This is a genomic window from Curtobacterium sp. PhB146 (genome assembly GCF_004342995.1).
Lineage (GTDB): Bacteria > Actinomycetota > Actinomycetes > Actinomycetales > Microbacteriaceae > Curtobacterium.
In genome coordinates, this window is the sequence record NZ_SMBN01000003.1 from 157,878 (window position 1) to 181,112 (window position 23,235).

The 23,235-nt window shown below is 72.4% G+C and carries 22 protein-coding genes; 9 read left to right on the top strand and 13 right to left on the bottom strand.

What is annotated here, in order from left to right; genetic code table 11:
• Window positions 1-31: 31 nt before the first annotated feature.
• The gene (locus EDF33_RS12895; RefSeq protein ID WP_132100244.1) at window positions 32-1,696 is read right to left on the bottom strand and encodes an ABC-F family ATP-binding cassette domain-containing protein; all 1,665 of its coding nucleotides are present in this window, start codon (window positions 1,694-1,696) and stop codon (window positions 32-34) included.
• Between the two features lie 81 nt (window positions 1,697-1,777).
• On the opposite strand from EDF33_RS12895, the gene EDF33_RS12900 reads away from it, so the two are divergent.
• Both EDF33_RS12900 and EDF33_RS12905 read left to right on the top strand, forming a co-directional pair.
• The gene (locus EDF33_RS12900; RefSeq protein ID WP_132100245.1) at window positions 1,778-2,194 is read left to right on the top strand and encodes an HIT domain-containing protein; all 417 of its coding nucleotides are present in this window, start codon (window positions 1,778-1,780) and stop codon (window positions 2,192-2,194) included.
• Between the two features lie 84 nt (window positions 2,195-2,278).
• Window positions 2,279-2,584 (top strand): EthD family reductase, encoded by a 306-nt coding sequence (locus tag EDF33_RS12905; RefSeq protein WP_132100246.1) that lies wholly within the window; start codon window positions 2,279-2,281, stop codon window positions 2,582-2,584.
• Between the two features lie 88 nt (window positions 2,585-2,672).
• Here the strand turns inward: EDF33_RS12905 and EDF33_RS12910 are convergent, their stop codons facing one another.
• Window positions 2,673-3,002: a hypothetical protein gene (locus EDF33_RS12910; protein WP_132100247.1), complete on the bottom strand. Its 330-nt coding sequence runs from the start codon at window positions 3,000-3,002 to the stop codon at window positions 2,673-2,675.
• A gap of 65 nt (window positions 3,003-3,067) precedes the next feature.
• Between EDF33_RS12910 and EDF33_RS12915 the strand changes: the two genes are divergently transcribed.
• The gene (locus tag EDF33_RS12915) at window positions 3,068-3,967 is read left to right on the top strand and encodes an NmrA family NAD(P)-binding protein (RefSeq protein ID WP_132100248.1); all 900 of its coding nucleotides are present in this window, start codon (window positions 3,068-3,070) and stop codon (window positions 3,965-3,967) included.
• A gap of 107 nt (window positions 3,968-4,074) precedes the next feature.
• Here EDF33_RS12915 and EDF33_RS12920 read toward each other — a convergent pair whose 3' ends face one another.
• The 3 genes from EDF33_RS12920 to EDF33_RS12930 are packed head-to-tail and all read right to left on the bottom strand — an operon-like array spanning window position 4,075 to window position 6,425.
• Window positions 4,075-4,962 carry an alpha/beta hydrolase fold domain-containing protein gene (locus tag EDF33_RS12920; RefSeq protein ID WP_132100249.1) on the bottom strand — a complete coding sequence of 296 codons (888 nt, stop codon included), beginning with the start codon at window positions 4,960-4,962 and terminating at the stop codon, window positions 4,075-4,077.
• The gene (locus EDF33_RS12925; protein ID WP_132100250.1) at window positions 4,959-5,651 is read right to left on the bottom strand and encodes a TetR/AcrR family transcriptional regulator; all 693 of its coding nucleotides are present in this window, start codon (window positions 5,649-5,651) and stop codon (window positions 4,959-4,961) included. Before EDF33_RS12925 ends, EDF33_RS12920 begins: the two co-directional genes overlap by 4 nt.
• A 9-nt stretch (window positions 5,652-5,660) precedes the next feature.
• Window positions 5,661-6,425 (bottom strand): acetoacetate decarboxylase, encoded by a 765-nt coding sequence (locus EDF33_RS12930; protein ID WP_132100251.1) that lies wholly within the window; start codon window positions 6,423-6,425, stop codon window positions 5,661-5,663.
• Window positions 6,426-6,505: 80 nt separating this feature from the next.
• Between EDF33_RS12930 and EDF33_RS12935 the strand changes: the two genes are divergently transcribed.
• A complete protein-coding gene (locus tag EDF33_RS12935; RefSeq protein ID WP_132100252.1) occupies window positions 6,506-7,372 on the top strand; it encodes a 3-hydroxyacyl-CoA dehydrogenase family protein in 867 nt (288 codons plus the stop codon).
• A 106-nt stretch (window positions 7,373-7,478) separates the two neighbouring features.
• A complete protein-coding gene (locus EDF33_RS12940; protein WP_132100253.1) occupies window positions 7,479-8,924 on the top strand; it encodes an amidase in 1,446 nt (481 codons plus the stop codon).
• A gap of 176 nt (window positions 8,925-9,100) precedes the next feature.
• On the opposite strand, the gene EDF33_RS12945 is transcribed toward EDF33_RS12940, so the two are convergent.
• From EDF33_RS12945 to EDF33_RS12955, 3 genes are read right to left on the bottom strand one after another with little or no spacing between them, the layout of a single operon-like run.
• A complete protein-coding gene (locus EDF33_RS12945; RefSeq protein ID WP_132100254.1) occupies window positions 9,101-10,756 on the bottom strand; it encodes an extracellular solute-binding protein in 1,656 nt (551 codons plus the stop codon).
• A 47-nt stretch (window positions 10,757-10,803) separates the two neighbouring features.
• Window positions 10,804-11,697 carry a carbohydrate ABC transporter permease gene (locus tag EDF33_RS12950; protein ID WP_123294247.1) on the bottom strand — a complete coding sequence of 298 codons (894 nt, stop codon included), beginning with the start codon at window positions 11,695-11,697 and terminating at the stop codon, window positions 10,804-10,806.
• Complete coding sequence (locus EDF33_RS12955) at window positions 11,694-12,677, bottom strand: ABC transporter permease subunit (protein ID WP_123294248.1); 984 nt, start codon at window positions 12,675-12,677, stop codon at window positions 11,694-11,696. Before EDF33_RS12955 ends, EDF33_RS12950 begins: the two co-directional genes overlap by 4 nt.
• A gap of 109 nt (window positions 12,678-12,786) precedes the next feature.
• On the opposite strand from EDF33_RS12955, the gene EDF33_RS12960 reads away from it, so the two are divergent.
• The 4 genes from EDF33_RS12960 (at window position 12,787) to EDF33_RS12975 (ending at window position 17,813) form a co-directional block, all read left to right on the top strand.
• Window positions 12,787-13,890, top strand: a complete 1,104-nt coding sequence (locus tag EDF33_RS12960) for a substrate-binding domain-containing protein (protein ID WP_132100255.1) — start codon at window positions 12,787-12,789, stop codon at window positions 13,888-13,890.
• 227 nt (window positions 13,891-14,117) lie between these two features.
• Window positions 14,118-15,158, top strand: coding sequence for a hydroxyacid dehydrogenase (locus EDF33_RS12965; RefSeq protein WP_131846457.1), 1,041 nt, complete (start codon window positions 14,118-14,120; stop codon window positions 15,156-15,158).
• Window positions 15,159-15,258: 100 nt separating this feature from the next.
• Window positions 15,259-17,157 (top strand): heparinase II/III family protein, encoded by a 1,899-nt coding sequence (locus EDF33_RS12970; protein ID WP_132100256.1) that lies wholly within the window; start codon window positions 15,259-15,261, stop codon window positions 17,155-17,157.
• The gene (locus EDF33_RS12975; RefSeq protein ID WP_165918817.1) at window positions 17,154-17,813 is read left to right on the top strand and encodes a ThuA domain-containing protein; all 660 of its coding nucleotides are present in this window, start codon (window positions 17,154-17,156) and stop codon (window positions 17,811-17,813) included. The genes EDF33_RS12970 and EDF33_RS12975 overlap by 4 nt, the downstream gene beginning before the upstream one ends.
• A gap of 79 nt (window positions 17,814-17,892) precedes the next feature.
• On the opposite strand, the gene EDF33_RS12980 is transcribed toward EDF33_RS12975, so the two are convergent.
• From EDF33_RS12980 to EDF33_RS13000, 5 genes are all read right to left on the bottom strand, one after another.
• Window positions 17,893-19,506, bottom strand: coding sequence for a DUF4832 domain-containing protein (locus EDF33_RS12980; protein WP_132100258.1), 1,614 nt, complete (start codon window positions 19,504-19,506; stop codon window positions 17,893-17,895).
• A gap of 283 nt (window positions 19,507-19,789) precedes the next feature.
• Window positions 19,790-20,572: a dipeptide/oligopeptide/nickel ABC transporter ATP-binding protein gene (locus EDF33_RS12985; protein ID WP_132100259.1), complete on the bottom strand. Its 783-nt coding sequence runs from the start codon at window positions 20,570-20,572 to the stop codon at window positions 19,790-19,792.
• Complete coding sequence (locus tag EDF33_RS12990; protein ID WP_132100260.1) at window positions 20,569-21,387, bottom strand: ABC transporter ATP-binding protein; 819 nt, start codon at window positions 21,385-21,387, stop codon at window positions 20,569-20,571. The genes EDF33_RS12985 and EDF33_RS12990 overlap by 4 nt, the downstream gene beginning before the upstream one ends.
• Window positions 21,384-22,271 carry an ABC transporter permease gene (locus tag EDF33_RS12995; RefSeq protein WP_123937752.1) on the bottom strand — a complete coding sequence of 296 codons (888 nt, stop codon included), beginning with the start codon at window positions 22,269-22,271 and terminating at the stop codon, window positions 21,384-21,386. Before EDF33_RS12995 ends, EDF33_RS12990 begins: the two co-directional genes overlap by 4 nt.
• Entirely contained in the window at window positions 22,268-23,221 is a 954-nt protein-coding gene (locus tag EDF33_RS13000) for an ABC transporter permease (protein ID WP_123339771.1), read from the bottom strand. Before EDF33_RS13000 ends, EDF33_RS12995 begins: the two co-directional genes overlap by 4 nt.
• Window positions 23,222-23,235 lie beyond the last annotated feature (14 nt).

Here is a 23,235-nt window from a genome sequence, read left to right on the forward strand (position 1 = left end):
CTCGTCGTCTGGGTGTGTGCTCCTGGTGTCGTCAGCGTTCGGTGACCCGGCCGGCGTCGACGTGCCACTGCCGGTCGAGGCGGACGGTCTCCAGCATGCGCCGGTCGTGCGTGACGAGCAGCAGGGTGCCGTCGTACGACTCCAGCGCCTGTTCGAGCTGCTCGATGGCCACCAGGTCGAGGTGGTTCGTCGGTTCGTCGAGCACGAGCACGTTCACCCCGCGGGCCTGCAGCAGCGCCAGTCCGGCGCGGGTCCGTTCGCCGGGGGAGAGCGCCGACGCGGGCCGTCCGACGTGGTCGGCCTTCAGCCCGAACTTCGCGAGCAGCGTCCGGACGTCGGCAGTGGTGTACTCGGGCACGATCGCCTCGAACGCCGCGGCGAGTGACTGGTCGCCGGTGAAGGCCGCACGGGCCTGGTCGACCTCGCCGACTGCGACGCTCGACCCGAGCGAGGCGGTGCCGGTCGTCGGCGCCTGCTTGCCGAGCAATGCCCGAAGCAGCGTGGACTTGCCGGCGCCGTTCGGTCCGGTGATGCCGATGCGGTCGCCGCCGTCGACCTGCAACGACACCGGGCCGAGCGTGAAGTCGCCCTGCGTGAAGGTGGCGTCGGACAGGGTGGCCACGACGGCCGAGGACCGGGGCGCGCTGCCGATCGTGAACTCGAGCTGCCACTCCTTGCGGGGCTCCTCGACCTCGTCGAGCCGCGCGATGCGGGACTCCATCTGGCGGACCTTCTGCGCCTGCTTCTCGCTCGACTCCGAGGCGGCCTTGCGCCGGATCTTGTCGTTGTCCGGGGCCTTCTTCATGGCGTTGCGCACGCCCTGGCTCGACCACTCGCGCTGTGTTCGGGCGCGGGAGACCAGGTCGGCCTTGGTGGAGGCGTAGTCCTCGTACGCGTCGCGCTTGTGCTGCCGGGCGATCTCGCGCTCCTCGAGGAACGAGTCGTAGCCGCCGCCGAACAGCCGGTTGGACGACTGCGCCAGGTCGAGCTCGAGCACGCTCGTCACCGACCGTGCCAGGAACTCCCGGTCGTGGCTGACGAGCACGACCCCGCCGCGCAGGCCCCGGACGAACCCCTCGAGCCGGTCCAGCCCGTCGAGGTCGAGGTCGTTCGTGGGCTCGTCGAGCAGGACGATGTCGAACCGCGACAGCAGCAGCGCCGCCAGCCCGACGCGAGCGGCCTGCCCACCGGACAGCGCGGTCATGAGCGAGTCCGGCCCGACGCCGTCGTCATCGGTTCCGGTCTCGAGGCCGAGGTCGGCCAGGACAGCGGGGATCCTGTCCTCCAGATCAGCGGCGCCCGCGGCGAGCCAGCGGTCGAGCGCCGTCGAGTAGCTGTCCGCGGCAGCGTCGCCGGCGTCCGGGTCGCCGAGCGCGGCAGCCGCGGCGTCCATGGCCTCGGTCGCCTCGGCCGAGCCGGTCCGTCGGGCGATGTACGCGGCGACGGTCTCGCCCGCGATCCGCTCGTGTTCCTGGGGGAGCCAGCCGACGAACGCGTCGGACGGTGCGAGCGACACCGTGCCCGCCAGGGGCTCGTCGACACCCGCCAGCAGTCGGAGCAGGGTGGACTTGCCGGCACCGTTCACGCCGACGACGCCGATCACGTCGCCCGGTGCCACCGTGAGGTCGAGGGAGTCGAACAGCGTGCGAGCGGCGTACCCGCCGGACAGGCCCTTGGCGACGAGCGTGGCGGTCATGCGCCAATCGTCCCACGCGGCGGCGCGCGCACGGCACCGCCCTCGGAGCGCCCGGTGCTCCGGGTGCAGCACACTGGACGGATGGCATCCTGCGTCTTCTGCGCGATCATCGCCGGCGACGAACCGGCCGTGTGGGTCGAGCGCGAGGAACACGCCGTCGCGTTCGCGCCGCTGCCCGGGTCGGCGCTCGCGCCCGGGCACACCCTCGTCGCACCGGTCGAGCACGCCGACGACCTGCTCGGTGCCGCCCCGGTGGCACTGGCCGCCACCGTCGCGCTCGCGCAACGTGTCGCACGGGCGATGCGGGGCGCACTCGGCGCCACCGGCACAGTCGTGGTGCAGGCCTCCGGCGCCGATGCCGGGCAGAGCGTGCGGCACCTGCACTTCCACGTCGTGCCGTGCTGGCCGGACGACGGCACGACGCACTGGCCGGAGCCCCCATCGGCACACGTCGTCGACGGTGACCCGCACGCACTCCTCGCCGAGATGTTCGAGTAGCCGATCCCGGGCAGCGGTGCGCGGAACGGAGTGGAGTGGGCGCTGCACCGTCACCCGTCACACCGACACCCGCAGGAGCACACCATGACCACGAAGATCACCCTGATCATCGACAACCCGGCCGACCCGTCGGCGTTCGAGCAGTCCTACGTGGAGCTCGAGGCACTCGCCGCGAAGCTGCCCGGCCTGCAGCGGCTCGAGGCGGCGAAGGTCTGGCCGAAGGAGGACGGCACGCCGACACCGGCGCACCGCACCCTCGACCTGTACTTCGCCTCGTACGGGGATGCCTCCGACGCAGTGGCGACCGCCGAGGCCGCCGTGTTCTTCGAGCGGCTCGGTGGCACCGGCGCCACGTTCACCGGCCTGTTCTCCGACATCGAGCACGAGTAGCACCGGGCCGGGCCGGGCCGCGCCGGGCCCGTGCCCGGGTCTCGGGCACAGCGACACTCCTCGGGCCCCGCGCCGCGTGGAGTGTCGCTCAGCGCGAATCCCGGCCCGGCAGGCCCGGCACCGGCACGGGCGCCAACCGCCCCGCACCGACGGGCAGCACACCCGCGCGGTACTCGAGCACCTCTGCATCGCCGACGGTCGCCGTCGCCGCACCGAAGCGCCATGCCCGGTTGAACAGGTACACCCCGATCACGGTCCGGCCGTCGTCGGCGACCGCCCACGTGCCCGTGCCCCACTGCGCCGGGTGCCCGACTCCGTCGATCGTGACGGTCGGGCGGGCGAACCAGGTGAGCAGGGGGCGAGCGAGCCGGAGCTCGATCCGGCGCTTCGTCGTGCCGGAGGGGAGAGTCGTGTCCACCTCCGCAGGATACGTGGACTCCGCACCTGTGCCCGCCGCACCCGCGTACCCGTAGCGTGGCGGCCATGACCACCACCGTCCTCGTCGCCGGCGCCACCGGAGACCTCGGCGGACGCATCGTCCGCGAGCTCCTGCAGCACGACACCCGCGTCCGCGTCCTCACCCGCCCGTCCAGCACCGGCGCCCAGCGGCAGTTCGCCGACGACGACCGCGTCGACGTCGTCACCGCGGCCTACACGGACGCACCGGCGCTGGTCACGGCGCTCGCCGGGGTCGACGTCGTCGTCTCCACGGTCAGCGGTACCCGCGCCGTGATCGTGGACGCCCAGCGCGCCCTGCTCGACGCCGCGGTCCAGGCCGGCGTCCCGCGGTTCATCCCGTCGGACTACGCCGCCGACTACCGCTCGATCACGCCCGGCTCGAACCGCAACTTCGAGCTCCGCCGCGAGTTCGCCGCCACCCTCGACGCTGCACCGATCCGTGCGACCTCGGTGCTGAACGGGGCGTTCACGGACATGCTCACCGGTCAGGCGCCGCTGATCCTGTTCGACCGCCAGCGAGTGCTCTACTGGTCGTCGGCCGACCAGGTCCTCGACTTCACCACGAAGGACGACGTCGCGCGCGTGACGGCGCTCGTCGCACTCGACGCGGACGCACCCCGTGTGGTCGAGGTCGCCGGTGACCGCGTCACGGCACGGTCGATCGCCGACACGATGTCCCGGCTGACCGGCACCCCGTTCCGGTTGCAGTGGGCGGGGACGACCGGCACGCTGTCGGCGATGGCACGGATCGGCCGTCGGGTGTCGAAGGACGACGCCGAACCGTTCCCGGCCTGGCAGGGCATGCAGTACTTCGTGAGCATGTTCAGCGGCGAGGCGGAGCTCCACCACGTCGACGACGACCGCTACGGTCCGCACGGGTGGACGAGCGTCCGGGACGTGCTCGCCGCCCACCTGGGCGTCTGACGGTCTGACGGTCTGACCGGGAGGCCCGCCCCGCGTCGCGCAGGACGGCCGGCGGTCCGCCGCCGTCGCCGTCACGGGCACGCGCCGGCCGGGTCCTGCGCTGACGGTCAGGCGCCGCGGACGGCCGCGACGATCTCCTGCCGTGCTGCTCGTCCGCTGCGCGTCGGCAGCAGGGGGAACACGTGCAGGGCGCCGGGGCGCTCGCGCAGCGTGACGTCCACGCCCGCGGACCGGGCGGCCGCGACGAGCAGGTGCGCGTCGGGGTTCAGCACGTCGTGGGTCCCGGTGTGGACGAGCATCGGGCCGAGGCCGTGGAACGAACCGGCCAGGGGACTGACGACCGGGTCGTCGATCGACAGGCCGTCGGCCCACAGGTGACCGAGGACACGGCCCCCGTCGCGACCGAGCCACGGGTCGCTCGGCTGCACCTCGGGGATGCGCGGGTTCGAGAAGCCGAGGTCGAGCGCCGGTGACACCAGGACGGTCCGGAGCGACCGGACGCCCTGGTCGCGCAGGGTCTGGGCGACCGACAGCGCGATCTGCCCGCCGGCGGAGTCACCGGCCAGCTGCACCCGTCCGCGCCGGTCGATGACGCGGCGTGCGACGTCGAGGACCAGGTCGTGCGCCTGCCGAGCGTTGCCGTCCGGCAGGAGTCGGTAGATCGGCACGGTCACGGTGGCGCGTGCCTCGGCGGCGAGCTGGGCGATGAGCGCCCAGTGCTGCGGGGCGATCTCGTGGACCCACCCGCCGCCGTGCACGTACACGACGTCGCGGAGCGGTGGCTGGCGGCTCGGCGTCACGGTGTACACGGGGGAGCCGCCCTGCCGGTGGACGTCGACGCGCACGTCGGGCCGGAGGTGCTTCGGTGGTCCGAACGGCTCGGGGCGGAGGGCCTGTCGGCGGACGGCTCGGTGCGCTCCCGCTTCGGTGACGAACGGCGCGTTCGCGTGCGTGGCCCGCAGGAACAGCGGGACCGCGGCTTCGGGGACGATCACGCTGTACCTCCGGTGTCGTCGGTGTCATCGGTGTCGTCGGCCCCGTCGGGCTCGCGCACCGGCTCGCTGAGTCCGAGGAGTGCACCCCGCACCGCGGCGACGCGGATGGTCGCGGCGTCGTCGTAGAGCACCGTCTGGCTGACCGCGCCGACGTGTGCGGCGACGACCGCCCGGGTGAAGACGTCCGGGGCGACGGTGAGGCGCCGGCCCTGTGCCGTGACCGACTCGACGAGCAGCGGTTCGAGTGCCGCGTGGAAGGCGTCGGTGTGCGCTCGGAGCAGTGCCCGGAGCTCGGGTTCGTGTCGCGCCCGGGACAGCAGGACCGAGCGGATCGCGTACCACTTGCCCTCGGGGGGCAGGCCGCCGAGGACCCCGGACACGATCGCGTCGACGGACTGCGGATCGGTCGTGCCGAGCGCGGCCCGGAAGCCGTCCTCGAGCCGTTCGACGACCACGGCCTCCTGCGCTTCGTACACCGCGAAGAAGAGCTCGTCGGTCGTCGCGAAGTTCGAGTAGAAGGCCCCGCGCGTGAACCCCGCACGTGCGACGATCGCCTCGACGCTGGCCGAGGCCGAGCCGGTCTCGTCGAACAGCGCCTCGGCCGCGCGGACGAGCTCCGCGCGGGTGCTGCTGCGCCGCCGGGTGGGGCGGGTGGGTGCGGCGGTGTCGTCGCTCACTCGTGGGGACATCGGCTCATCCTAGGAGGCCTCGTCCGACCGGCGCGGGTCGGCCAGGTAGTCGTGCACGGACCGCACCGGCGCGAGCGTCAGGTCGGTCAGGACGTGCGAGGCGCTGATGACCTCGAGCACCGGCAGGTCGGCCATCGGCGCGAGGGCGTGCTCGAACAGCTGCAGACGGGCGGGCCCGGTCCAGGCCCCCTTCACGACGATGTCGGTGATCTCGGTCCGCACGAGGTCGGCGGCCCGCAACCCCAGGGTCGTCACGTCGGGGACGAGCTTCACCATCCAGGTCGGCACCGTGATCTGCGCCGCGGCCTCGACCGGGTCCATCGGTTCCCACTGGTACGCCATGGTCGCCGTCGCCACGCGTTCGGCACCGCGGTCGAGCGTGCCGACGAGGGCGCCCTGGTCGATGCGCAACCCCGGGGTCCCGAGCACCTTCGGGTAGGCGCTCAGTTCGCGACCGGCGAGCGTCGCCGCGGAGTTGTCGAGGTACATGGCGTGCAGGTACTCGCCGACCTCGCCGTCGTGGGTGACCTGGATCGCCTGACCGGACTCGACGTAGGGGCCGTAGCCGTCGACGTCGCCCATCTTCATGACCTCGAACCGGACCAGCGGCGCGTCGACCTGCAGCGGCTCCGGCACGACGGCGCGGAGGGCGTCGGGGTCGGTCCGGTACACGACGTTGAAGTACTCGCGATCGGTGAAGCGCGTCGGGCGCAGCGGGTACACCGGCGCGGTGAGGGGTGTGGTGGCGTGGCGGAGGACGTCCGAGGCCTGCATGGGAACTCCTTGTCGAGTTGCGATACGTTCCGTACTGAGTACGTTGTGTATCGAACCTACACCCGAGAACGAAGGACACCATGGGCTTCTCCCTGCCGACCGACATCCGCAACCGACCCGTCACCGTGATCGGCGGTGGGACCCTCGGTCGTCGCATCGCCCTGGTGTTCGCCAGCGCCGGCGGCGAGTCCCGCGTGTACGACCTCGCCGAGTCGGTCCACACGGCCGCCGTCGAGTACGTCGAGCGCGAGCTCCCGGCGCTCGCCGCGGCGCGGGACGGGGGCGCGGTCGGCACCGTCCGCGCGTTCGACGACCTGGACGAGGCCGTCGCCGGTTCGTGGCTCGTCGTCGAGGCGATCCCGGAGCGCCTCGACCTCAAGACGACGGTGTTCGGACAGCTCGACCGCGCCGTCGGGGCGGACACGATCCTGGCGAGCAACTCGTCGTCGTACGCGAGCCGACTCGTGATCGACGAGGTCGAGCACCCCGAGCGCGTGCTGAACATGCACTTCTACATGCCGCCTACGCAGAACGCCGTCGACCTGATGAGCGACGGGGAGACCGACCCCGCGGTCATCGACCTGCTGCTCGAGGTCCTGCCGACCTACGGCGTCCGGCCGTTCGTCGCCCGCAAGGAGTCGACCGGGTTCATCTTCAACCGCATCTGGGCGGCCATCAAGCGCGAGTCCCTGGCCGTCGTCGCCGACGGGGTCTCCACGCCGGAGGACGTCGACGCCATGTTCGCGGTGAACACCGGTTCGCCCGCGGGGCCGTTCCGGATGATGGACCAGGTGGGGCTCGACGTCGTCCTGGACATCGAGGAGCACTACGCGACGGAGGACCCGCACCTGCCCGAGGGCCCGCGGCAGCTGCTCCGGCAGTACGTCGACGCCGGCGACCTGGGCGTGAAGACCGGCCGCGGCTTCTACGCGTACGACCAGCACTGACGTACGACCAGCACTGACGTACGACCAGCACTGACGTACGAGCAGCACTGACGTACGACCAGCACTGACGCACGACCGGCACCGTCGCCGCCTAGGCTCGGGAACCGTGTTCGAACTCCACCACCTCGCCGCGCAGGAACTCTGGGACTGGATCCGCCGGGGGGAGGCGACCGCGCTCGAGGTGACGGAGCACTACCTCGCCCGCATCGAGCGCCTCGACCCGGCCCTCGGTGCGTTCGTGACGGTCACGGCGGACGCCGCGCGCACGAGAGCCGACCGTCTCGGGCACCTGGTGCCGACGTCCAGACCGTTGTGGGGCCTCCCGTCCGCCGACAAGGACCTGTACGACCGCGCCGGGGTCCCCACGCGCTCCGGCACCGCGAGTCTGCCGGAGCGCCCTGCCGGGGCCGACCACCCGCTCGTCGCGGCGCTCGACGCCGCCGGCACGGTGAGCCTCGGCAAGACGGCGTCGCCGGAGTTCGGGATGTCCTCGTCGTCGGAGACGCGGTTCGGTGTGACGCGGAACCCGTACGACACGACTCGCGCGCCCGGGGGGTCGTCGAGCGGGGCGGCGGTCGCCGTGGCGGCCGGGCTGCTGCCCGCTGCCGTCGGGTCCGACGGCGGGGGATCGGTCCGGATCCCGGCCGCCGCGACCGGACTCGTCGGCCTGAAGCCGAGCCGCGGGCGGGTGTCGTCGATGCCCGGTCGCTCCGGTGTCGGCGGGCTCTCCGTCGCCGGGCCGCTGACCCGGTCCGTCGCGGACGCGGGGATGCTGCTCGACGCGCTCGTCGCGCCGACCGGGCTGCCGGAACCGTCGCCGTACGCCCTGGTCACGCCGTCGCGCGGTGACGGCCCGTTCACCGCGGCGGCCGTCCGCGGTGAGGGGCGCTTCGTCGTCGGGCTGCTCGACGGTTCACCGTGGGACGACACCGTCGACGTGGTGGTCGACCCCGCGGCGCGTGCCGCAGCCTCGACCGCGGTGCGGGTGCTCGGCGAACTGGGGCACGGCGTCGAGGACGTGCAGATGCCGCGGGTGGCGTACGCCGACGCGTTCCGGGTGGCGTGGGAGAGCTCCGCGGCGCGGCTGCCGATGCTCCCCGGCATCGACCTGACCGCGCTCACGCCGCTGGTGGCGTGGCTCGTGCAGCGGGGACAGCGGCTCACGGGCACGCAGGTGCTCGACGCGATGACGGCGCTCGACACGTTCTCGGCTTCGCTGATCGGTGCGTTCGACCGGTTCGACGCCGTCCTGTCACCGACCCTCGCACTGACCCCGCGGCCGCTCGGCTGGTACGGCGACGACCCGGACGAGGACTTCCGCCGCCAGTGCGCGTACTCGCCGTGGACCTCGATGGCGAACGTCGCCGGGCTGCCCGCGATCACCCTGCCCGTCGGGGTCACCGCCGACGACCACCCGGACGGCGGCGGCCTGCCGATGGGCGTCCAGCTGATCGGGCGTCCAGGGGGCGAGCGGGTGCTGCTCGCGATCGGGGCGCAGCTCGAGCGGCGGCTGCGCTGGCAGCGGCGGCACCCCGCTGCCTGGACCGCCTGACCGCGTGACCGCCTGCGCGGGGGTCGACGCGTGTGCATGTTCCGACGATCCACGCGTCGATCGACTCGTGGAACGTCGCACCATGCACGTGCATCGGATGCGTGTGCATGGTGCGACGAAGCACTCGGCGATCGACTCGTGGAACGTCGCAGAACGCGTGCGAGCCGCCGCCCGGGCTAGCTCTGCTTCTCGATCGCCTCGGAGTACTCGCGGCGCATCTTGTCCCCGGCGGCCGACACCCACGTCGCCCGCGCTGCCTTCACCTTCGCCAGGTTCGTCCGCCCGAGCACGTAGTCGTTGCACACGCTGTTGAACGCGGTGCTCGCCGACGCCGTCGCCGCGGCCGAGGGGGAGTAGAAGCCGTCCACCGGGTTCTTCACGAGCATGTCCTGCGTCTTGGTCTGGTACTGGTGCGACTGCCGCAGCTGCTCGTCGATGCGGACCGCGGTGTTCAGCACCTGCGGGCCGGCGCCGAGGCGGTACAGCGCGCTGGCGTTGATGGTCTGCTCGCCGGCCTTCGTCAGCGTCGCGTCCGGGCCGCTGCCGGTGTGGTGGACGCCCTTCTCGCCGTGGGTCAGCGTGAACGCCTCCTTCGACCCGAACGGTGCGGAGAGGTAGTCGATGAGCCGGAGCTGGGCCCTGATGCGTTCGGGCGTCGTCTTCTTCAGGGCGGCGAACGAGAAGCTCGACGTGCCCTGGTAGTTTGCACCGGGGCCGCCCGTCGCACCGAAGGGCACGAGGCCGCCCGTGACGATCCCCTTCGGCATCGACACGTCGAGCAGGGCGGAGATGCCGTCGAGGTGCATGAGCACGGTGCCGTTGTTGATGTACGTCTTCGCCTTCGCGCTCTCGAGGCTGGGGGTGTCCGGGTGGAAGACGCCGAGGTTCCAGAGCTTCTTGACGTAGCTGAGGGTCTCGAGCCACGCGTCGGTCTCGTTCTTGTGGGTGAGTTCGCCGCCCTTCGACATCGCCCACTGGTTCGGCACGCCGAAGGTGGCACCGATGAAGTCGTACCCCCAGTCGACGCCGCTCGCCCCGCCCTGGCCGGCGATCGCGTACCGGCCGGCCTTGGCGTCGGTGACGGCCGTGCACAGCTCGGTGAACTCGTCCTTGTCCTTCGGGGCCGGTGCTGCGCCCGTCAGCTGCTCGATGAGGTCGGGGCGGCAGATCATCACCGACCCGAACGGCGGCCGGTGTTCGGGGACGCCGTAGATCTTCCCGTTGATGCGGGCGCTCCGCCACGACGCGGTGGGGATGTTCGCCAGGTTCGGGTAGTCCTTCACGGCGTCGCCGGAGAGGTGCTCCGACAGGTCCGCGAACTTCGCGTCGAGCAGCTGCGGGAACCGGGGCGGCATCGCGAACGTCAGGAACTCGACGATGCCCGGGATGTCGTTGCCGGCGGTCATCGTCGCGAACTTCGCGGCGAACGAGTCGCCGGGCACGAACGTCAGGTCGTACTCGGTGTCCGTCAGGCCCCCGACGTAGTCGAGGAACGAGTTCTGCGCCGGCGGCGGCGCCGCGTAGGTCACGACGAACCCGGTGGTCTTCTCGCCGTCGCCGACCTTGCCGGTGACCGAGGTGAAGAGCTCGCTGTCCTGCGGGTACGAGTAGTACACGGGCTGGACGACGCCGTTGCCGGGCAGGTCGGGCTTCGGCCCCTTGGTGATGGGGACGTAGGTCGGCAGCGCGGCCACCTGGTCCGAGATGGTCGCGGCGTTGCCGCCGGTGGAGCACCCGGTCAGGCTGCCGGCAGCGCCGAGCGCGACGAGGCCGAAGGCGGCGCCGGAGATGAGGGTCCGGCGGCTGAGGCCGCCGGTCGTGGTGTCGGTCATGGCTTCTCCCTTGAAGCGTCGGGTGGCAGTGGGGTGGTGGGGCCGTGTCAGCCCTTGACGGCGCCCGTCAGGACGCCCTTGGTGAGGTGGCGCTGCACCAGGGGGTAGGCGGCGAGGATCGGGATGATCGCGATCATCACGACGGCCATCTGGATCGACTCCGCCGGCGGCTGCATCGAGGCGTCGGACCCGGCACCGGACACCAGGCTGGAGCCCTGCAGGACGTAGGTGCGCAGCACCAGCTGCAGCGTCCACTTCGTCGAGTCCGACAGGTAGAGCAGCGCGTTGAAGAACGCGTTCCAGTAGCCGACGGCGTAGAACAGGCCGACGACGGCGATGACCGCGCGGGACAGCGGCAGGACGAGCTGCCACAGGATGCGGAACTCGCCGGCGCCGTCGATCTTCGCGCTGTCGATGAGCTCCTGCGGGATGCTCATCATGAAGCCTCGGACGACCACCATGTTGAACACGCTGAACGCGCTCGGCAGGATCAGCGCCCAGTAGTTGTCGAGGAGTCCGAGCTGCTTCACCATCAGGTACAGCGGGATCATCCCCGGCGCGAACAGGAACGTGATGAGCACGAAGGTCAGCAGCGGCCGCTGGAACAGCGATCCCTGTCGGCTGAGCGCCCACGCGGCGAGAACCGTCGACGCCAGACTGATGACGGTGCCGACGACCGTGACGAGCAACGTGACCACCACGGCGCGGGTGACGACCCCGCCGGACAGGATCTGCACGTACGCGGACAGGTCGAACGACCGCGGCCACACGACGTAGCCGCCGGCAGCGGTGACGTCCGCCTGGCTCGACACGCTCGTCGAGAAGACGATGAGGAACGGGAACAGCACGACGGCGAGGATCAGGACGATCGCGACGGCCTTGAGTGCGAGGACGACGGGTGTGGGTTTTCCGGCCCAGACCGGACGGGCGATGGTGCTCATGACCGTGAATACACTCCCTGCTCACCGAGCATGTGGGCGGCCTTGTTCGCCGCCATGATGAGGACGAACCCGACCAGGCCCTTGACCAGACCGACCGCGATGCCCGTGGACCAGTTCCCGTCGACGACGCCGTGGTAGTAGACGTAGGTGTCGAGGACCTCGGCGGCATCGGCCCCCACGGCGTTCCGTTGCAGGATGATCTGCTCGAACCCGACGGACAGGGCCTCGCCGAGCCGCAGGATCAGCAGGAGCACGATGATCGGACGGATGCCCGGCAGCGTGACGTGCCAGAACCGGCTCCACGCTCCCGACCCGTCGATCGCGGCCGCCTCGTACAGGTTGTCGTCGATCGCCGCGAGCGCCGCCAGGAAGATGATCGTGCCCCAGCCGGCGTCCTTCCAGATCACCTGTGACGTCAGCAGCAGCTTGAACGTCTCCGGGTCGCTCATGATCCCGATCGTCCCCATGTCGAGCTGCCGCAGCGTGTGGTTGACCACACCGCCGGACCCGAGCGACTGCTGGAAGAACCCCACGACGATCACCCACGACAGGAAGTGCGGCAGGTAGAGCACCGACTGCACGGTCGCCCGGAGCCACGGCCACACCAGCGAGTGGATGAGGATGGCCAACGCGATCGGCACCGGGAAGAACAGGATGAGCTGCAGGAACGTGATCTCCAGCGTGTTCACCGTCGCCCGCCAGAACTCCGGGTCGGCGAACATCAGCTGGAAGTTCGTGAACCCGACCCACGGGCTCTGGGCGATCGGGATGTACGGCTGGTAGTCCATGAACGCGATGACGTTGCCGATCATCGGCACGTACACGAACAGCAGCAGCAGGACCACCGCCGGCGCCACCATGAGCAGCAGCGGGTAGTCGCGCCGCAGCCGAGCGAGGAACGGGACCTTCCGCGGGGCCGGGGCGCCGCCGGACCGGGTGGTCCGGGGCTCGGTGGTCGGATCGACCAGCGTCGCGCTCATGTGGCTCCTTTGCTCACGTGGCTGGGGGTTTCGTCATCTTGTGGCGTCCGTATGATGACGGTCAAGCCGCGGTATTCACCCGCACACGAATCGAACACTGGGAGCGACGATGCACCCGACCAGACGCCACGAACGGATCCTCGCCGAGCTCCGTGTGCACGGGACCCTGTCCGCCTCGGACTTCGCCGAGCGCGAGGGGATCTCGGCCATGACGGTCCGCCGCGACCTGTCCGAACTCGCCGACCGCGGCGTGCTCCGGCGCGTGCACGGCGGCGCCGTCTCCGTCGAGACCCTGCCCACCGCGGGCGCACCGCACCGACCCGCACCCCGCCCCGACCGGGACACCACCGACGGCAGCGGCGCGCTCTTCACCCTCGGGCTCGTGGTCCCCGACCCCGGCTACTACTTCCCGAAGATCGTCGCCGGCGTCGCCGAACGGACCGAGGCCCTGGGCGGCCGCGTCGTGCTCGGCGTCTCCCGCTACGAACCCGCCCGCGAACGCCAGCAGGTCGAACGCCTCATCGCCGCCGGCGTCGACGGGCTGCTCGTCACCACCACCGTCGCCGACGCCTTCACGACCCTCGAGCTCCTCGACCACGCACCGATGCCCGTCGTCGTGGTCGAACGCTCCGTGGTCGAGGCCCCGGTCGGCTCCGCGCTCGAGTCCGTCCGCAGCGACCACGAGTCCGGTGCCGGCATCGCGGTCCGCCACCTCGCCGAACTCGGGCACCGTCGCATCGGCATGGCCGTGTTCGACACCCCGACCACCCCGCAGCTCCGCACCGGGTACGACCGCGCCGTCCGGCAACTCGGCCTCGACCCCGGCGCCCCGGTCCAGGTCATCCCGGACGACCAGGGCGTGGGCGCCACGACCAGGGCCTTCATCGAGCGCTGCCTCGCCACCGGGACCACCGCAGTCTTCGTGCACTCCGACCAGTACGCCGTCGAGTTCGTCGAGACCGTCACCGAGATGGGCCTGTCGATCCCGGACGACCTGTCCGTGGTCGCCTACGACGACGAGGTCGCGGCGCTCGCCGGGGTGCCGCTCACCGCGGTCGCGCCCCCGAAGAACGACGTCGGCCGGTTCGCTGCCACGATGTGCTTCGAGCGCATCTCGGCGACGGCGCAGGTCGGCTTCGCCCGTCGGCACATGACCCTGGCGCCGACGTTGAGCGTGCGGGCGTCGACCGCGGCGGTCGTCCCCGGTCCGTGAGCGGCCGGCGCGCGATCCGCGCGATCCGCGCGCCCGTCGTGTTCACTTCGTGAGCGTTTGCGCCCCGCGGCTTGACTCCGCACACCGCCGAACGCTGGCATGGGGACGCCGTACCCCCGGAGAGGAACCGTCCGACGATGACGTCACGCCCCGTCACGCCCCGAGCGCAGCCCGCGCCCCGAGCGCAGCCCGCGCCCCGAGCGCAGCCCGCGCCCCCGGCAGTGCCAGTGCCCCCCGCTCCACGCGGCCACGCGCACCGCTCGCCCGTCCCCGTCGCCTTCGTGATGCCCGAGGCGACCTTCACCCGGGTGTTCGACCCCGGCGACCTCGCCGCCCTGCACGCCTCCGAGGCCGTCCGGCTGGTCGCCGACCGTCCGCTCGACCCGGACGACCCGTGCGACCTCCCGCTGCTCGCCGACGCCGAGGTGCTCGTCACCGGGTGGGGCAGCCCCGTGCTGTCCGCGGACCGTCTGGACCGGATGCCGCGGCTCCGCGCCGTCGTGCACTCCGCCGGGTCGGTCAAGCCCGTCGTCGACACCGACGTGTGGGAGCGACGGATCGCCGTGGCGTCGAGCGCCGCCGCGAACGCCGTCCCGGTCGCCGAGTTCACGGTCGCGGTGATCGTGCTCGCCGCCAAGCGGGCCTTCGCCAGCGCCGCCGCGCTGCGTTCGGACGAGACCCCGGTCGACGTCGAGGGCTCGTGGCCGGTCGTCGGCATGCACGGCGTGACCGTCGGTGTCGTCGGCGCCTCGCGCGTCGGGCGGGCCGTCATCGAAAGGCTCCGTGACTACGACGTCCGCGTGCTCGTGAGCGACCCGTACCTGGACGACGACGAGGCCGCGCTGCTCGGCGTCACCGCCGTCGACCTCGGCACCCTCGCCGCCTCGAGCGACGTCGTCACCCTGCACGCGCCGCTGCTGCCGTCGACGCGGGGGCTCGTCGACCGTGCCGTGATCGGGCGGATGCGGCCGGGTACCACGCTCGTGAACACCGCGCGCGGGGCGATCGTCGACCAGGACGCCCTCGCCGACCGCCTGGACCGCGGCGACCTGGCCGCCGTCCTCGACGTCACCGAGCCGGAACGCCTGCCACCGGACGCCCGACTGCGGTCGACGCCGAACACCTTCATCACGCCGCACATCGCCGGGTCCCTCGGAAACGAGCTGCGTCGGCTCGCCGACAACGCGGTGCGCGAGACCATCGCGTTCGCGGCCACCGGCGCGTTCACCGACCCCATCGTCCCCGACGGCTTCGCCGTCCAGGCCTGAGCTGCAGCCCACCGGCCGCCACCACCAACCGCCGCCACCAGCTGCCACCCACCAGCCGCCAGCACCCGTCCACCACCGTCACCACCCGGAGACCCACCCCATGACCGTCACCGTCGACGCCCCGTCCTTCACCGACCGGTTCACCCCGGCAGCGCGCGCGGCGCTCCGTCCGCGCACGTGGCGACCCGCGCCTCCCGTCAGCGACCGCCCGGCGTGGGCGCACGTCGCGGATGCCGACCGGGAGGCCCTGCTCGCGGTCGCGCACGACCGTCGCGCCGCCGCGGCGGTCACCTTCCCGACCCTCGCCCTGTGGGCGACGTACAGTCGCGACGGGAACCGCCAGCCGTACGAGCGGGCCCAGCGGAACCTGCTCGAGTCCGCCGCGACCGCGGCCCTGGCTCTCGGCGTGACCGGCGACGCCGAGTGGGCGGACGTGCTCGGCGACCAGGTCTGGCGGATCCTGGAGCTGCGCGCCTGGTGTCTGCCGTCGCACTACGCGCTGCCCGAGGACGGCAGCCGGCCGTTCCTGCCCGTGCCCGGTCGGGACGTGCTCGACCTGTCCGACGCCTACGTCGGCGGCATGCTCGCGGCGATCGACGCGATCGCGGGGGAGCGCCTCGAGCAGGACCGCCCCGGCATCCGCGCGCACGTCCACCACGAGATCCGCCGCCGCGTGCTCGACCCGTGGGAGCAGGAGGTGTACTTCTGGCACGGGGTGGACGGGCCGCCGAACAACTGGGCGCCGTGGATCGTGTCGAACGTGCTCGTGTGCGCCGCCGTGGTCGAGCCCGACCGCGATCGCCTCGCCGCGACGATCGACCGTGCGCTCGTGATCCTCGACCGGTTCCGCGCCGGCTACGACGCCGACGGCAGCTGCGACGAGGGTGCCACGTACTGGTGGTGGGCCGGCGCGACCCTGTTCGAGGCCCTGGACCTGGTCGAGGAGCTCACCGGCGGCGCGTTCGACGGCTTCTCGGTCGAGCCGGTCGCCGCGATGGCCCGGTTCCCGATGGGCATGCAGATCGGCGCCGCGACGCAGGTCAACCACTCCGACGGCTCCCCGGCGCTGGCCGAGAACGCGAACTGGAACCTGCTCGCCCGTTTCGGGGAGCGCGTCGACGACGACCGGGTCGTGCGGCACGCCCGGTGGATGGGCCGGCAGCACGCGTTGCGGTTCGACGGGCAGCTCGCCGCGCTGTTCCGTCGGACGCTCGCCGAACTGCGGGACCCCTCGTGGACCGACGGGCCGGCCGAGCCCGGGATGCCCGCGTCGCTGTGGCTGCCCGGCACCGAGGTCGCCGTCGCCCGCGCCCACGACGGCGCGACCGACGGGTTCGTCCTCGCGGTGAAGGGCGGGCACAACGACGTCAGCCACAACCACAACGACGCCGGCGGGGTGATCGTCTCGCTCGACGGCGAACCGGTGCTCATCGACGTCGGGGTGGGCGTGTACCGCCGCGAGACGTTCATGCCGGAGCACCGCTACGGCATCTGGACGATGCGGAGTGCCTGGCACACCGTCCCGCTGCCGAACGGCGTCGAACAACACGAGGGCGCCGCGTTCCGCGCGACCGGCACGGAGTTCGAGGACGACGGCGACGTCGCGTCGTGGTCCGCCGACCTGACCGCCGCGTACCCGGCGACCGGCGGACTGCGATCGCTCCACCGCACCGCGACGCTCGACCGGTCGGTGCCCCGTGACCGCGCCACCGAACGCGTGGTCGTCCGCGACACCTGGACGTTCGCGGAGCCCGGCACGATGACCCTGGTGCTCATGACCCGCGACGAACCCGTGCCCGTCGACGGCGGGCTGCGCGTCGGCCCCGCCCACCTGTCCGTCGACACCGATCGGTTCGCGGTGCACGTCGAGCGGCGGGACGTCGACGACGCGAAACTCGAGCGGGTCTGGGGCCCGGCGGTGCACCGTGTGCAGCTCGTCGCCCGGCAGACGTCCACCGACGGCGAGCACGCGCTCACCGTGACCCAGGCGACACCGTGAGCGCGGTCCTGCTCGGCGGCTCCGGACGCTGGACCGACCCGTGGCACCCCTTCGCCGAGACGAACGCGGCGGTCACGGCGCTCGCTGCGTCGGCCGGCGTCGCGCTCGAGCAACCGGAGGACGTGGACACCGCCCTTGCCGCCCTCGCGACCGGACCCCTGCCGTCGCTCGTCGTCGTCGACGTCGGGCTGCCCCGGGACGACCGCCCGGTCCCGCTCACCGACGCCCGGGCCGGCTTCCACCGCCTGCTCGCGAGCGACGTGCCGCTGCTCGTGCTGCACGTCGCCGCGACGTCGTTCGCTGACGACCCGCACTGGGAGCGTGCCCTCGGCGGGGTGTGGGAGCGCGGCACGACGATGCACCCGCCGTTCGGGCCCGCGGCCGTCCGGGTGGTCGACGCGGCGCACCCGATCACCGCCGGCCTGACGGACTTCACCCTGGAGGACGAGCGCTACACGCACCTCCGGGTCTCGCCCTCGGTGCGGGTCCTGCTCGACCACGAGCACGAGGGGGAGCGGCACCCGCTCGCCTGGGTGCACGAACGACCCGGCGGCGGCACCACCGTCTACGACGCGCTCGGCCACTCCGCCGCGTCGTTCGCGTCACCGGAGCACCGCGCGTTCCTGACGCGCGCCGTGACGTTCCTCGCGCGCTGACGGGACGGGGTGGGGGCGACTGCCTGGAGGCCCGGTGCCGGTCTCGTGGACCGGCACCGGGCCTCCAGGCAGTCGCGTCTCAGGCGATGGTGACGTCGCCGACGACCAGCCAGCCCGCCTGCTGCGTGCCCTGCGCACCGAGCTCGATGCCGGGGGCGTTGCCCGCGGTGGTGTCGACGATCGCGATGCCCCACCGGTACGCACCCGCCGCGACGCCGGCCAGCGACGGACGGAACGCGTACGACGTCGGCGACCCCTTCAACCACGTCGACGGGTCGGACGCGGTGTCCACGAACGTCCCCGCCACGCTGCCGTCCGCACGGAGCAACGCGACCGCCGCCTTGTACTTGCCGTTCCACACCGGCAGGTTGTCGGGCAGGTAGCCCCACCCGGTGTTCGTCCACTCGTGCGTGACGTCCACCGTCGCGCCGGCGGACGCCGAACCGGGCACGACCACGCGCGACGGGTGCAGGCGGTAGCCGCCCTCGGCGTCGAACCGCTGCGTCAACGGGAAGGTCTGCGCCGCGAACCACGACAGGGCCTCGCCGTTCCGCAGGTCCATCATGTTCACGTGCGCCTCGACCGAGTCGTCGAACTCGCCCTGACGGACGTCGGCGGTCGTCACGTACCCGCGCGGGTCCTGCGTGACGTCGTGCTGGGCCGTGACCCACCCGCCCTCCATGATGATCGGCCGTTTGTACCGCCACTTCGCGGCCATCGACTTCTCCCAGTCCGCGTAGTACGTGGTCATGCCGAAGGCGTCGTGGCGCAGGACGTAGCCCTTCTCGTACGCGCCGTCGAGCATCCGCTCGCTCTCGGAGTCCGGGGCGCCCCAGTCCTTCGGGCCCCCGATCATCCGGTGGTAGTTCAACGCCAGCGGCACCCGGGTGAAGTGCTCCTGGTACAGGTCGATGATCCAGTCGAACACCGGCTCGCGGTTCGCGGCGTCCTGGTACAGCATCGAGTGGCCCTCACCCCACTTGCCGAGCCCGTACCCGTCGATGAAGTCCGTCGTGGCCGGGTCGTCGTACTGCTCGCCGAAGGCCGCGACGAACGCGGCGTACTTCGCCTGGAACACCGGGTCGTCCGGGTACGGGCTCCACACGGTCTTGCTGCCGGTCTGCGTCTCGTACCCGGCGGCCCCGGCGGCACGCACCCACGCGGGCGTGAAGTCCGACGACTTGTCGCGACTGTCCACCACGACGCGGAAGGCCAGCCGCAGCCCACGGCGACGGGCCTCGGCGAGGATGCCCGCGAACGCCGCGTTCGTGTCCCAGCCGTACACGCCCTCGGACGGCTCGAGGATCGTCCACGAGACCCGCATGTACATGACCGAGGCGTGGTCGGACACCGTGACCGTGGTGCCGTCGGGCAGCGGGACGTCGTCGTACTGCGTCCAGTAGTTCGCGGGCGGTGCCGACGAGCCGTACAGCGCCCAGCCGTTGAGCGGGTTCCGCAGGACCGTGGTGGTGTCGGCGGCGAACTCCCGCTCGACCGCTGCGGCGAGGTGCGGGCGACCGGGGTGGCCGGGGCCGGGGTGGCCGGGGCTGGCGGGGCCTGCGCCTGCGCCGGGGTGGGCGCGGCCGTGGGCGCTCGCCGGTGTGCTGCCGAGCACCCCGCTCGCTGCCGATGCGGTGGCGACGATGCCGAGTCCGAGTGCCGTGCGCCTGGTGATGTCGTGCGACTTGCTCATGCGTTCTCCCCTTCGAGAAGCGATCGGTGCAGGTCGATCGTCTCGGCGTCCCGCTCAGTGGGCAAGGAGTCCCGCCCAGTCGAACAGGAGTCGCACACCCCAGGCCGCTGCGCTGGGAGCGAGGTGGGTGCGTGTGCATGTTCCGACAGGCCACGCGTCGATCACCTCGTGGATCGTCGCACCATGCACGTGCATCCGGTGCGTGTGCATGTTCCGACAGGCCACGCGTCGATCGACTCGTGGGATGTCGCGAATCGCGTGTCGCCGCCGCCCCGCCCCGCCCCTACGGCAGCGTCGGCGCAGCGTCCACGAGCGCCCGCGTCACCGGGTGCTCCGGCGCATCGAGCAGCGACACCGGCCCGTGCTCCACGATGCGTCCCGCCGACATCACGGCCACGGTGTCGCACAGCCGCTGGACCACACCGATGTCGTGCGACACCAGCACCAGGGTCAGCCCGAGGTCGTCGGCGAGCGAGCGGAACAGCTCGATGACCCGTGCCCGCACCACCACGTCGAGGGCGCTCATCGGCTCGTCGCCGAACAGGATCCGCGGCCCGTGCACCACGGCCCGGGCGATCGCGATGCGCTGCCGCTGCCCACCGGAGAACTCGTGCGGGTACCGGTCGACCACGTCTGCCGGCAGGTCGACCCGCTCCAGCACGTCGCGCACCAGCGTCCGGTGATCCCCGTCGATCCGCAGTGCCCGCAGCGGTTCGCCGACGATCGCGCCGACGCGCATCCGCGGGTCGAGGGACGCGTACGGGTCCTGGAACACCACCCCGGTCTCGCGACGGAACCAGCGCATCGCGGCCGCGGACCCGGACGCCACCACCGGACGACCGGAGGCGGTCACGGAACCCGCGGAAGGTGCCTCCAGGCCGGCGAGCAGCCGGACCAGGGTGGACTTGCCGGACCCCGATTCGCCGACGATCCCGAGCCGCTGGCCGGGGGCGACCGTCAGGTCGACGCCGTCGACGGCGGTGCGGACGGGGCCCGGTTCGAAGGGCCCGCGGCGGGGGAGCCGGTAGGTGCGGTGCAGCCCGACCCCGTCGAGGATGGCGGTCATGCGGAGCCTCCGGACGGACGGGCACGACGGGCGGTGGCGCGCGCGGCGTCGACGAGCGCGACGGTCGCGGGGTGCTGCGGCGCGGCGAGCAGCGACGCGACCGAGCCCTGCTCGACGACCCGTCCGCCGTCGAGCACGACGGCGGTGTCGGCGATCCGCGCGAGCACGGCGAGGTCGTGCGTGACGAAGACCATGCCCGCGGGTAGCCCTTCGAAGAGATCCAGGATCCGCGCCTCGGTCGTGACGTCGAGCGCCGTGGTCGGCTCGTCGGCCACGAGGTACGCGGGCTGCCCGGCCATCGCCATCGCGATGCAGATCCGCTGACGCTGCCCGCCGGACAGCTGGTGCGGGTACTGCCGCAGCAGCGACTCCGGGTCCGGCAGTCCGACGTCCGCCGCCAGGGTGGTCGCCGCGGCGCGTGCCGCCCGCCGGTCGAGTCCGCGGTGCAGGCGCAGCGGCTCCGCGATCTGCGCGCCGACGCGGCGCAGCGGGTCGAGGGCGGTGCCGGGCTCCTGGAACACCATGCCGATGCCGGAGCCGCGGTGCTCTGCGCGCTCCCGATCGGGCAGGCCGACGAGTTCCGTGCCGTCCAGGCGGATGCTGCCGGTGACGGTCGCGCCGGCGGGCTCCAGGCCCATCAGGGCGAGCGAGGTCATGGACTTGCCGGATCCGGATGCGCCGATCACGCCCACGCGCTCGCCGGGAGGCACGGTGAACGTCACGTCGTCGAGGATCGTCCGCCCCGCGATGCGGACGGAGAGCCCCACCACCGCGAGCCCACCGGTGTCGGTGTCGCTGTGGCTGCGGTCGGTCATGCGGTCACCCCCGGGGTGGTCGTGGCCGGGTCGGCGCGGCGGTCGCCGCCCGCTGCGCGGTCGTTCGTCGTCAGCCGTGGGTCGGTCGCGTCGCGGATCGCGTCACCGAGCAGGGAGAGCGCGGCGACGACCAGCGCGATCGCGGCTCCCGGCCAGGTGGCGCTCCACGGGTGCACGCCGATGTAGGTCTGCAGGTCGGAGAGCAGGTTGCCCCACGACGCCGTGTCCGACCCGGCGCCGTAGCCCAGGTACGACAGACCGGCCTCGGCGAGGACAGCGGTGGCCATCGCGAGCGAGAGCTGCACGGTGAACAGCGGCGCGGCGTTCGGCACCAGGTGGCGGAACAGCACCCCGACACCACCGACACCGGAGGCCCGGGCCGCGGTGACGTAGTCGCTGCGGGCGATGCGCCGGATCTCGCCGCGGGCGACCCGGGCGATCGTGACCCCGAAGGACAGTCCGACGCTCACGATGACGACCCCGAGCGACCCGCCGAACACCGCGGTCAGCAGCATCGCGGTCAGCAGGGTCGGGAACGCCACCAGGATGTCGAGCAGGACGGCCGTGCCCTCGCGCACCCAGCGGGCGGTGAGGGACCCGATCGCGGTCAGGACGATGCCGACGACGCTCGCGATCACCCCGGCTCCGACGGCGACGAGCACGGTGGTGCGGGTGCCGGCGAGCAGGTAGCTCGCGATGTCGCGGCCGGCGGCGTCGGTGCCGAACCAGTGCGCCGCGCTCGGGCCCTCCCACTGGTGGAACGGATCGGCGCGGAACGGGTCCTGCGGCGTCCACACGAGCGACACCGCGGCGAGCACCACGAGCAGGCCGAGCACGACGACGGCGAAGACCCCGGTGGGGCGGGAGAGCAGGCGGCGGATCATCCGGACACCTCGCGTTGGCGTGGGTCGAGGGCGCGGTGCACGACGTCGACGGCGAAGCCGACCAGCAGCACGAGGCCGGTGAGCACGAGCAGCTCGGACTGCACCTTGGTGACGTCGCGGCGCCCGACGTCGGTCACGAGCATGCGACCGACCCCGGGCAGCGAGAACAGCTGCTCGACGACGACGGCCCCGACCAGCAGCCCGGCGATCTGCACTCCGAGCACGGCGAGCACGGTGAGGGCGACCGAGGGCAGCCCGTGCCGGAGCAACGCCTGCGTGCGCGTCAGCCCGATCGCGGCCGCAGTGCGGACGTGGTCGGCGTCGAGCACCGACAGCGTCGCGGAGCGGGTGAAGCGCAGGATGACGGCACCCTCGACCGCGCCGATGGTCAGGGCGGGCAGCACGAGCGACGCGAACGCACGCCCCGGCTCGGACCAGCCGTCGAGCGGGAAGCCCTGGGTCGGCAGCCAGTGCAGCGTGACGGCGAACAGCGCGACGAGCAGCATGCCGGCCCAGACGACCGGGATCGCGGCGACGGCCTGCGCCACGAACCCGATGACGGCGCCGCCCGGTCGACGGCGGAGCACCGCGGCGACGACCCCGAGGGGGACGCCGATCACGAGTGCGGTGACGAGTGACATGCCCGCGAGCGGCAGCGTGATCGCCAGCTTCTGCGCGATCTCCGGCGCGACCTGCCCGTTGGTCACCAGGGACCGGCCGAGGTCGCCGCGGAACACCCCGCCGATCCAGTCGAGGTACTGCACCACGACGGGCCGGTCGAGGCCGAGCTGCTGCCGGAGCTGCTCGACCTGCGCCGGGGTCGACTGGGTGCCGGCGACGACCTGTGCGACGTCGCCGGGCAGCACCCGCAGGGTCGCGAAGATGATGACGCTCGCGACGAGCAGCCCGACGACGAACAGCAGCAGCCTGCCGACCAGGAACCGGGTCACGTGCTCGGAGCTCC